Genomic DNA, 9,977 nt, shown 5'->3' on the forward strand with positions numbered 1-9,977 from the left:
GTGGGCGGGCCGGGGAGGACGGAGATGCGTTCGGCGGCGATGTTGGCGAGGACGGTGCCGGTGTCGGAGACGGGCTGGGGGACCATGGTGGCGCCGCGCATGAGGCAGGCGAGGATGCCGGCCTTGTAGCCGAAGGTGTGGAAGAACGGGTTGACGATCAGGTAGCGGTCGCCGGCGCGGAGTCCGGCGAGCTCGCTCCACAGCTCGTAGCAGCGCAGGGACTGGGCGTGGGTGGTGACGGCGCCCTTCGGGCTTCCGGTGGTGCCGGAGGTGAAGACGATGTCGGAGGGGGCGTCGGGTCGGATGGCGTCGGCGCGGCGGCGGACCTCTGCGGCGGGAACGGTGTCGCCGGCGGCGAGGAAGTCCTTCCAGGTGCGGAAGTCCTGCGGGGCGTCGTCGCCGAGGACGACGACGTGTTCGAGGTGCGGGAGCCCGGGCAGCGGGCCGCGGCCGCGGGCGGCCGCCGGCGGGTGGGCGGGGTCGTGGCGTTCGGCCGCGGCGCGGCGCAGGGAGGCCACGTAGGAGGTGCCGAGGAAGGTGCCGGTGACGAAGAGGAGCCTGGCCCGGCTGCGGTCGAGGACGTAGGCGGCCTCTGCGCCCTTGAAACGGGTGTTCAGGGGGACGAGGACGGCGCCCGCGCAGACGGCGCCGAGGGCGCAGGTGATCCAGTCGGGGGTGTTGGGCGCCCAGACGGCGACGCGGTCGCCGGGGCGGATCCCCGCGGCGACCGCGGCGGCCGCGGCGCGTTCGACGCGTTCGCCGAGGGCCCGGTAGGTGAGGCGGGTACGGCCGTCGGCGACGGCCTCGCGGTCGGCGTGGCGGGCGGCGGCGTCGCGGACGAGCCCGGCGATGGTGCCCCAGCGGAGGTCGCCGCGGACGCGTTCGTCGGCGGGGGCGTCCGCCGGCCGGGGCCCGGGCGCGGGCGCACCGCCTCGCTGCGTCCCCCCGGGTGCCGTGCCGCCGTGCGTGTGCCCGCGGTCGGTGCTGCCTGCGCGCCGGTCCATCGTCCGCCTCCCCGCCACACCCGTAGCTGACTGTTCGTCAGATTAGCTGTACCCTTCGCGGCTGTCAGCACTGGCGACGTCCCCCGGAGGCGGCGATGGCGGCAACCCTCAAGGACGCTACGGCGATCGTCGGCATCGGCCAGACGCCCTTCGCCAGACGCCTCCCCCAGTCCGAGAAGGAGCTGGCCTGCCGGGCGATCCTCGCCGCCCTCGACGACGCCGGCATCGCGCCCGGCGAGGTCGACGCGTTCGCCTCCTACACCATGGAGGAGACCGACGAGGTCGAGGTCGCCAAGGCCATCGGCGCGGGCGACGCCACCTTCTTCTCCAAGGTCGGCTACGGCGGCGGCGGCTCCTGCGCCACCGTCGGCCACCTCGCAGCCGCCATCGCCACCGGCCAGGCGGGCGTCGGCGTCGCCTGGCGCTCCCGCAAGCGCGGCTCCGGCCCCCGCCCCTGGACGAACACGGCCGCCCAACTCCCCACGCCCGGGCAGTGGACGCGCCCCTTCGGGCTGCTGCGCCCCGCCGACGAGATCGCCATGCTGGCCCGCCGCTACATGCACGAGTACGGCGCCACCCGCGACCACTTCTTCAACGTGGCCATGGCCTGCCGCAACCGGGCCAACGAGAACCCCGCCGCGATCATGTACGAGCGGCCGCTGACCCGCGAGATGTACATGACCTCCCGCATGATCAGCGAGCCGCTGTGCCTCTTCGACAACTGCCTGGAGACCGACGGCGCCCTCGCCTGCGTCGTCGTCTCCGCCGCCCGCGCCCGCGACTGCCGCCACCGGCCCGTCCACGTCCACGCAGCCGCGCAGGGCCTGCCCTCCCAGCACCACGGCATGGTCAACTACTGGAACGACGACCCGCTGTCCGGCCCCGCCTGGACGGCCGCCCGCCACCTGTGGAAAAGGGCCGACTTCGGCCCTCAGGACGTCGACGTCGCCCAGATCTACGACGCCTTCACCCCGCTCGTCCCCCTCTCCCTGGAGGGCTACGGCTTCTGCGGGCGCGGCGAGGGCGGCGCGTTCACCGAGGGCGGCGCCCTGGAGACGGGAGGCCGCCTCCCGATCAACACGGGAGGCGGCGGCCTCTCCGAGGCGTACGTACACGGCTTCAACCTGATCACCGAGGGCGTCAAACAGCTCCGCGGCACCTCCACCGCCCAGGTGCCCGACGCCCGGACCTGCCTCGTGACCGCGGGCGAGGGCGTCCCCACGTCCGCGATCCTGCTGCGCGCCTGACGGCCGGTCGACCGGCCGACGAGAGGAGCGACACCGCCATGACCGCCACGACGCCCGCCTCGACCCACGCCCCGACCCCCGCCGGCGCCCTGCTGGCGCCCGTCCCCGACGAGGACGGCGCCCCGTTCTGGGAGTACGCCGCCCGCGGCGAGCTCCGCGTGCAGGCCTGCGCCGCCTGCGGGCGGCTGCGCTTCCCCCCGCGCCCCTGCTGCCCGCACTGCCGCTCCTTCGCCTCCCACTGGCAGCCCGTCGACGGCCGCGGCCGGATCTGGTCGTACGTGCGCCCGCACCCGCCGCTGCTGCCCGCGTACGCCGCACACGCCCCCTACACCGTCGTCCTCGTCGAGCTCGCCGACGCCCCCGGCATCCGGCTCGTCGGCAACCTCGTCGCCTCGGCGGACGCCCCGCTCGGCTCGGCCGACCCGGCGGCCGTGCGCATCGGCGCCCGGGTCAGGGCCGTCTTCGCCGACTGCGGCGGCGTCACCGTGCCCCGCTGGGTGCCGGAGAAGCCGTGACGCTGCGGATGGAGCGGGACGCGGCCGCCGGGGTCGCCGTCGTCACCCTGGACCGGCCGCACCGGCACAACGCGGTCGACCTGGCGACCGCCGCCGACCTGACCGCGCTGTGGCGGGAGCTCCGCCACGACGACGGGGTGCGGGCGGTGGTGCTGACCGGGGCGGGAGGCGCCGCGTTCTGCACGGGCCTCGACCGGGACGCCGACGTCCCCCAGCCGGGATCGCCGTACTCGCTGGACGACCCGCTGCTGTCGGTCGGCCCGAAGGCGTGCGACCTGTGGAAGCCGGTCGTCGCCGCCGTCAACGGCATGGCCTGCGGGGGGGCGTTCTACCTGCTGGGCGAGGCGGAGTTCCTGATCGCCGCGGACACGGCGGAGTTCTTCGACCCGCACACCTCCTACGGCATGGTGAGCGCGTACGAGGCCGTGTACATGGCGCAGCGGATGCCGTTCGGGGAGGCCGCGCGGCTGGCGCTGATGGGCACGGCCGAGCGCCTGTCGGCACGCCGGGCATACGAGATCGGGCTGGTGTCGGAGCTGGCCGCCCCCGCGGAGCTGCGGGAGGCGGCGCTGCGGGCGGCGCGGACGCTGGCGTCGTTCCCGCCGGAGGCCGTGCAGGGCACCGTACGGGCCCTGTGGTCGGCGAAGCAGGCGGCGCTGCAGCAGGCGCTGGCGCAGGCCCCCGCGCTGATCGCACTGGGCAACCTGCCGCCGGACCGGCAGGCGGCTCTGTTCGCGGGCCGGCGTACGACGCCGGAGCCGCGCGTGCGGTGACGAGTACCGGCCAACCGGCGTCCGGCGAAAAGCCGCTGATCGGAGGGCACCTGGAGGGCCGTCCGCACGCCCCCGGGCCCCGGTGTGCCGGGCCTCGGGCGCCTCGCCGCCCCCTTCCCGGAGCGGGACTGCTTGGCCGGTTCGCACTTGCCATGCATATGATCAGCGCCAGCCAACGGGGAGCGCAGACATGGCAGATGAACTTCATCCGGAGCAACAGGTGGGCATGCGGCTGAACGGCGAGGGGCCACTGGCCCCCGGCGCCACCGCACCACCGCCACCGCTGCTGCAGCAGCCCGGCACGGCCCGTCCGCCGCTGCTGGCAACGGGCACGAACCCGCCGCCGCCCCTGCTGCAGGCGCCCGGGGGGCAGGACTTCGCCTCGACCCCGGCCGAGAAGAAGGCCGCCGCGAACACGATCGAGACGGAGCTCCAGCCGAACACGAAGAAGGCCGCCGACGACGCCGACGAATCCACCGCCGCCGCGCAGAAGGGCTTCGACGGCTGGGAGACCGCCGCCGGCCTGAAGAAGGTCGCGGAGACCTGGGACCAGCAGGTGAAGAACCTGATCGCCCGGCTCGAAGCGGAGAAGGGCGCCCTTCGCGGCGCTTCGGGTCTTTTCACCCGCAACGACATCGGACTTCGCAACGACTTCCTGGCCGGCAAGTCGGGCCTGAACGGCCTTTAGGGGAGCTGAGCTGTGGCACTGAACTACCACGAGGTCATGAGCACCGACTTCGGGCTGCTCGGCACCGCCGCCGGCAAGTGGCAGTCGATGGCGGGCGAGCTGAAGAAGATCGAGACTCGCTACGGCGAAACCGTCCAGAAGATCACCACGACGGACGGCTGGGCCGGGCGCAGCGCCGTGAGCGCCGAGCAGGGCTTCGCGGCGACCCGCTACGAGTACGCGGCGGCGCAGGTGCAGGCGAAGGCGATCGCGGGCCTGCTGCGGGACGCCCAGGAGAAGTTCACCGACCTGAAGAACAAGCTCGTGAGCGCCCGTGACGACGCGATAGCCGCCGGCATGACCGTCTCCGAGCAGGGGCACGTCGCCTTCGACTGGGCGAAGCTCACCCCGAGCGAGCGCAGCGCCTACCACCACGACCCCGACGGGCAGAAGGCCATCGGCGAGGCCGTCGGCAAGTGGCAGAAGCACATCGACGACCGGGTGAAGGCCGTCACCGAGCTCGACCACAACGTCAAGGCCGTCCTCGAAACCGCCGTCACCGACAGCAACAAGGACGCTCTCGGCCAGGGCGCCGACATGTCCCTCGCCGGCTTCAACGCCGGTGCCACCGGCGACCTCGACCAGGCCCTCAAGGACGAGAAGGCCGCGCGGGACCAGGCCGCCAAGGACGCGGAGGCCGCCAAGAACGGGCCGAAGTCCGAAGGCGGCCTCAAGATCACCGGCCCGGATGTGGGCGCCTCGGCCTCCGGCCAGAAGTACGGCAAGGAAGCGTCGGCGAAGGCGTACGCCGACCTCTTCAAGATGACCGCGGAGGGCAAGTACCAGAACGGTGACCTCACGCTCTCCGGCATCGACGACATCACCGTGGGGGCCAGGGCCAGCGCGAACTACGGCTTCACCCACGAGGGCCTGGCGGGCAAGGCCGAGACCTCCGCGGGCGTCAGGACCCTGCTTGAGGGACGCGCCGACTACAGCCACTGGGGCGGCCTCTACGGGCGCACGGAGGGCTTCGCCGGCGGGGAGGCCGCGCTCAGCGGCTCCGCGGGCTGGGAGGGCGTCAGCGCCGGCGCCAAGGCCTTCGCCGGCGGCAAGCAGAGCGTCGCCGCAGGCGGCGAGCTCGCCGGCATCGGCGCCGGCGCCACGGCCGAGGGCTGGGCCGGCGCGGGCGCGGAGGCCAAGGTGACCTTCGGCAAGGGCGACGACGGCAAGTGGCACGTCGGCGGCAAGGTGGGCGTCGCCCTCGGCATCGGCGGCTCGGTGGGCGGCGAGTTCACCTTCGACACGGACAAGCTCAAGAAGTCCGCCGGTGACGCCGCCGACTGGGTGGGCGACACGGCCGGCGACATCAAGGACGGCTTCGTCGGAATGTTCGACTGATGCACTGTCCCGCAGACGGAAGGAGGGCGTGACACACCATGCCCACGACACTGCCGATTCCCATCCAGTTCGTCCTGCCGGAGGGCTGGCGGCCCGCTCCTCCGGACGAGGTCGGCGCCCCCGACGTGGCGTTCATCGCCCTGCACCCGGAACCCGACGCCGGATTCACCGCCAACATCACCATCGACGGAGACTTCTGGACCGCCGAGGAGGAGACCCTCGCCGACATCGCCGACGGTTCGGTGGAACGGCTCCGCCGGTCCGTCGGGGCCGTCGAGGTCGCCGGCCGCCGCCCCCTCGGCTCCGAGGACTCCCCCGGCCTCGCGCAGCGGCTGACGCTCACCGCCGTGGTGGGCGGCGTGCAGCGCGAGCTCGTCCAGTCCCAGGTCTACCTCGCCATGCAGGACGTGGCCGACCCGCGCAAGCGCGTGGTGATCCGGCTCATCCTGACCGTCACCGCGGCCCAGGAGGAGGCCGTGCGGGCGGACTTCCAGGAGTTCCTGCGCTCGGTCGCACCGGACTCCGGAACCCCCGGCACGGACGCCGGGGGCGGGGCGTAGCCATGGGCTTCAAGGACAGGCTGACCGGTACCCGGCACCCCGACGGCGGCGTCCCGCCCGAGCCGGCCGCGGACGTCCGGGCCGCGCTGCTCGCGCTGGGCGGACAGGGCGCGCCCTACACGGTGCGCACCGCCCTTCCCGGGGAGGACGCCGACCTGGTGGCGGAGTGGCGGGTGCGGGAGCCCGCCTGGCACGGCTTCTTCCAGCGCCACCAGTTGGAGCGGCAGGTGCAGATCCGGATGCGGATCGACCCGGACGGGCACGAGGTGCGGAGCGCCGACCGGCAGTGGGAGGTCACGTGGATCGGCGGCACGCCGCGGCTGAGGACGTCGGGCGAGTACGCCCGGGGCCAGGTGACGACGGTGTCGAAGCAGTGGACCATCGGCCGCGCCAAGGGCGGCGGTACGGAGGCCGCGGAGACGTTCCGCTTCGCCACGTCGGACCTGAAGGCGCCGCTGCAGAAGGTGGTCCTCGGCGCGGGCTGGACCTGGCGCGGAGTGCTGTTCGGCCGGCTGTGACGGGCCGGCGGTGACGGTCACGACGCGGCGGAGGCCCCGCCCCCGAGGGGGTGGGGCCTCCGGCCGTACCGCACCGGGCACGGGCCCGGCTGCGGGAGGTACGGGAGGATCAGGCCTCGACGGTGCCCGAGGCCGCGACCTTGATCTCGCCGCGGGTGGCGCCCGACGGGGTGCCCAGCTTCTCGATCCGGTCGACGATGTCCTGGCCCTCGACGACCTCGCCGAAGACGACGTGCTTGCCGTCCAGCCACGGGGTGACGACGGTGGTGATGAAGAACTGCGAGCCGTTGGTGTTGCGGCCGGCGTTCGCCATCGACAGCAGGTACGGGCGGTCGTGCTTCAGCTGGAAGTTCTCGTCCGCGAACTTCTCGCCGTAGATGCTCTTGCCGCCGGTGCCGTTCTGGCGGGTGAAGTCGCCGCCCTGCAGCATGAACTGCGGGATGACGCGGTGGAACGGCGAGCCCGCGTAGCCGAAGCCGTGCTCGCCCGTCGCGAGCTCGCGGAAGTTCTTCGCGGTCTTCGGGACGACCTCGTCGAACAGGTTGAAGACGATGCGGCCGGCGGGCTGGCCGTCGATGGTGATGTCGAAGTAGACGTTGCTCATGGGGTCCATCCTGTCACTCCCGGTACCGTGCGCGACTCGGCGGGGCCGGAATGCGGCCCCGCCCGCGCTCACCCGGCCGTACGGGTGCCCGTCCCCTTCGCCGCGTCCAGGGCGTACACGCAGCGGTCCTTGCTGCACGCGTACACCACGCCGCCATCGGCGACCGGGGCGCCGGCGATCTCCCCGCCGGTGGCCAGCTTCCAGCGGAGCTGGCCGCCCGCCGCGTCGAGCGTGTACAGGCAGTGGTCCGCCGACCCGAAGTGGACGCGGCCGTCCGCGACGGCCGGCGGGCCCGTGATCTCGCCGCCGGCCGCGAACCGCCACTTCGGGGTGCCGGTGACCGCGTCGAGCGTGTACAGGGCGCTGCCCGCGCCCAGGTGGACGTTGCCGCCGGCCACGAGGACCGGGTCCGCGGAGGTACGCGGCTCGGTGGCGATCCGCCAGCGGTCCTTGCCGGTGGCCGCGTCGAGGGCGTAGACGGTGCCCAGGTAGTCGGCCAGGTACACACCGCCGCCGGTGACGGCCGCGCCCGGCGCGAACGCGGGCGGCGCGAGGAACACGGCCGGAGCCTCGAAGTGCCAGCGGACCCGGCCGGAGGCCCGGTCCACGGACAGCACCCGCGTGCCGGCGCTGATGTACACGTTCCCGTCGGGGGCCGGGGTGACCCGTACGGGGACGTTCCCGCAGGCCGCGGCGTCACCGACCGGGTACGACCAGGATTCCCGGCCGGAGCGGGCGTCCAGGGCGCGCAGCCGGGCGTCCTGCCAGACGTAGACGGTGCCGTCGTGGAGGACGGGCGCCGCCTCGGGCGTCTCGAAGTCGCTCTGCGCGCCCGTCAGCTCCCACAGCTTCCGGCCGTTCGACGCCTCCCAGCCCTGGACGCCGCCGCCGCGTGTGGCGGTGACGACGGTGCCCCGGTCGGCGCGCAGCGCGTACACCCAGGCGTCGGCGGACAGCCGCCACCGCTCGGAGCCGTCGGAGGCGTCGAGGGCGTACAGGGAGGGGCCGTCGGAGGCGTGGATGCGGCCGTCGGAGACGGCCATGGCCCAGGCGACGTCGCGGGTCTTGAACTGGCGGCGGCCGGTGGCCACGTCCAGCGCGTGGACCTCGAAGGAGGTCACGTACAGCAGGTCGCCCGCGACGGTGGGGGTGCCCCACACCTCGTTCGACATGCGGAACCGCCAGGGCCGCCAGCGGCCGCTGTCGGGCGCGGGGCCCGGGTTGGGGACGGCGGGGACGGCCGCGGAGGCGCCGGCGGGGGCGCCGGCGGGCGCCGCGGCGGAGCCGGCCGCGCCGGGCGGGCGGATCCATCCGGTCGCCGCGTCGGCGCCGGCCTGCGCGGCGGGCGAGGCCGCCGACGCGAACGGGCCGGGCCCGATCGGCACGGGTGAGCCGCCGAGGCGGACCGGCTCCCCGGACAGTGCGGCCGCGGCCGCCGGGCGCGGCGGGTGGTGGGGCCGCTGCGGGATCGCCTGGCCGGTCCGCGGGTCGACCCACGGGTCGGCGGCGCCGCGGGGCTCGCGGCGGTTCGCGGGGCCGTCGCCGCCGCGGGGGGCCGGCGCCGCGGGGAGCGCGGAGGTGCGCTGGCCGGCCCGGCGGGACTCGATGAGGGCGACGGCCCGGCCCGGCAGCCACGCGGAGGCGGTACCGCTGTCGTCACCGCCGCCGAAGAGGTGCGGGGCGAGCTGTGCCTGCAGGTCGGCGGGGGTGGGGCGCTGGGAGGCCTCCATCTGCATGCAGGACTCGATCAGCGGCCGCAGCTCCTCGGGCAGCCCCTCCAGGTTGGGCTCGTCGCGCAGCAGCATGAACACCGTCTCCACCGGGTTCGCCCCGTGGTAGGGCGGGTGGCCGGTCGCGGCGAAGACGAGGGTGGAGCCGAGGGAGAACACGTCGCTGGCGCCCTTGACGCTGCGGGAGTCCTTCGCCTGCTCGGGCGACATGTAGGCGGGGGTGCCGACGGCGACGTTCGTCATGGTCAGGCGGGTGTTGGACACGCCGCTCGCGATACCGAAGTCGATCACGCGGGGGCCGTCCTCGACGACGAGCACGTTCGACGGCTTCAGGTCGCGGTGGACGAGGCCCGCCCCGTGGATCGACTGGAGGGCCTCCGCGATGCCGGCGGCCAGCCACCGTACGGCCTGCGCGGGCATCGGCCCGCACTCGTTGACGATCTCCTCCAGGGAGGGCGCCGGCACGTAGGCGGTCGCCAGCCACGGCACGGCGGCCCGCGGGTCGGCGTCGACCACGGCCGCGGTGTAGAAGCCGGAGACGGCGCGGGCCGCCTCCACCTCCCGGGTGAAGCGCACCCGGAAGAGCTGGTCCTCGGCCAGCTCGGTGCGCACCGTCTTGATCGCCACGCGGCGTCCGGACGCCGACCGGGCGAGATAGACCAGCCCCATGCCGCCGGCGCCGAGACGTCCCAGCACCTCGAAGGGGCCGATCCGTCTCGGGTCGTGCTGCGTCAGCTGCTCCACCACTCGCCTCCCACACCTCCCCGTACGGGCCTGGCCTGGCCCGTTCACACCTGCACGCACGCCGGCACGGCGGTCGGCCCCGTGCAGCGTCTCACCCCGGGCGCCGCCGGTGGTCGTGCAACCCCGATTCTGTCAGGCCCGCGCCCAGGCCGTGTCGCCACAGTCGGGGCCGGGGGGTGCGGGTCTGACAGAATCGGGGTTGCACGACCACCGGCGG

General features: G+C 74.4%; 10 protein-coding genes. 7 read left to right on the top strand and 3 right to left on the bottom strand.

What is annotated here, in order from left to right:
• The coding region (locus EF903_RS21465; RefSeq protein ID WP_148142550.1) for an AMP-binding protein at positions 1 to 1,004 on the bottom strand (1,004 nt) is incomplete at its 3' end.
• A 95-nt stretch (positions 1,005 to 1,099) separates the two neighbouring features.
• Here EF903_RS21465 and EF903_RS21470 point away from each other — a divergent pair.
• The 7 genes from EF903_RS21470 (at position 1,100) to EF903_RS21500 (ending at position 6,682) form a co-directional block, all read left to right on the top strand.
• Positions 1,100 to 2,251 (top strand): lipid-transfer protein, encoded by a 1,152-nt coding sequence (locus EF903_RS21470; RefSeq protein ID WP_125545584.1) that lies wholly within the window; start codon positions 1,100 to 1,102, stop codon positions 2,249 to 2,251.
• A 38-nt stretch (positions 2,252 to 2,289) separates the two neighbouring features.
• Complete coding sequence (locus EF903_RS21475) at positions 2,290 to 2,766, top strand: Zn-ribbon domain-containing OB-fold protein (RefSeq protein WP_125545586.1); 477 nt, start codon at positions 2,290 to 2,292, stop codon at positions 2,764 to 2,766.
• A gap of 8 nt (positions 2,767 to 2,774) precedes the next feature.
• The gene (locus EF903_RS21480; RefSeq protein WP_125545596.1) at positions 2,775 to 3,539 is read left to right on the top strand and encodes an enoyl-CoA hydratase/isomerase family protein; all 765 of its coding nucleotides are present in this window, start codon (positions 2,775 to 2,777) and stop codon (positions 3,537 to 3,539) included.
• A gap of 190 nt (positions 3,540 to 3,729) precedes the next feature.
• Positions 3,730 to 4,227, top strand: coding sequence for a hypothetical protein (locus EF903_RS21485; RefSeq protein WP_260615732.1), 498 nt, complete (start codon positions 3,730 to 3,732; stop codon positions 4,225 to 4,227).
• A 12-nt stretch (positions 4,228 to 4,239) separates the two neighbouring features.
• Complete coding sequence (locus EF903_RS21490) at positions 4,240 to 5,604, top strand: hypothetical protein (protein ID WP_185902755.1); 1,365 nt, start codon at positions 4,240 to 4,242, stop codon at positions 5,602 to 5,604.
• 38 nt (positions 5,605 to 5,642) lie between these two features.
• Positions 5,643 to 6,164, top strand: coding sequence for a hypothetical protein (locus tag EF903_RS21495; protein ID WP_125545588.1), 522 nt, complete (start codon positions 5,643 to 5,645; stop codon positions 6,162 to 6,164).
• A gap of 2 nt (positions 6,165 to 6,166) precedes the next feature.
• Positions 6,167 to 6,682, top strand: a complete 516-nt coding sequence (locus EF903_RS21500) for a hypothetical protein (protein WP_125545590.1) — start codon at positions 6,167 to 6,169, stop codon at positions 6,680 to 6,682.
• A 109-nt stretch (positions 6,683 to 6,791) separates the two neighbouring features.
• Here EF903_RS21500 and EF903_RS21505 read toward each other — a convergent pair whose 3' ends face one another.
• Both EF903_RS21505 and EF903_RS21510 read right to left on the bottom strand, forming a co-directional pair.
• A complete protein-coding gene (locus EF903_RS21505) occupies positions 6,792 to 7,286 on the bottom strand; it encodes a peptidylprolyl isomerase (protein ID WP_125545592.1) in 495 nt (164 codons plus the stop codon).
• Positions 7,287 to 7,354: 68 nt separating this feature from the next.
• Positions 7,355 to 9,760 carry a serine/threonine-protein kinase gene (locus EF903_RS21510; protein WP_125545594.1) on the bottom strand — a complete coding sequence of 802 codons (2,406 nt, stop codon included), beginning with the start codon at positions 9,758 to 9,760 and terminating at the stop codon, positions 7,355 to 7,357.
• Between the last annotated feature and the right edge of the window lie 217 nt (positions 9,761 to 9,977).

It is taken from the genome of Streptomyces sp. WAC05292, assembly GCF_003949955.1.
GTDB classification, from domain to species: Bacteria; Actinomycetota; Actinomycetes; order Streptomycetales; family Streptomycetaceae; genus Streptomyces; species Streptomyces globosus.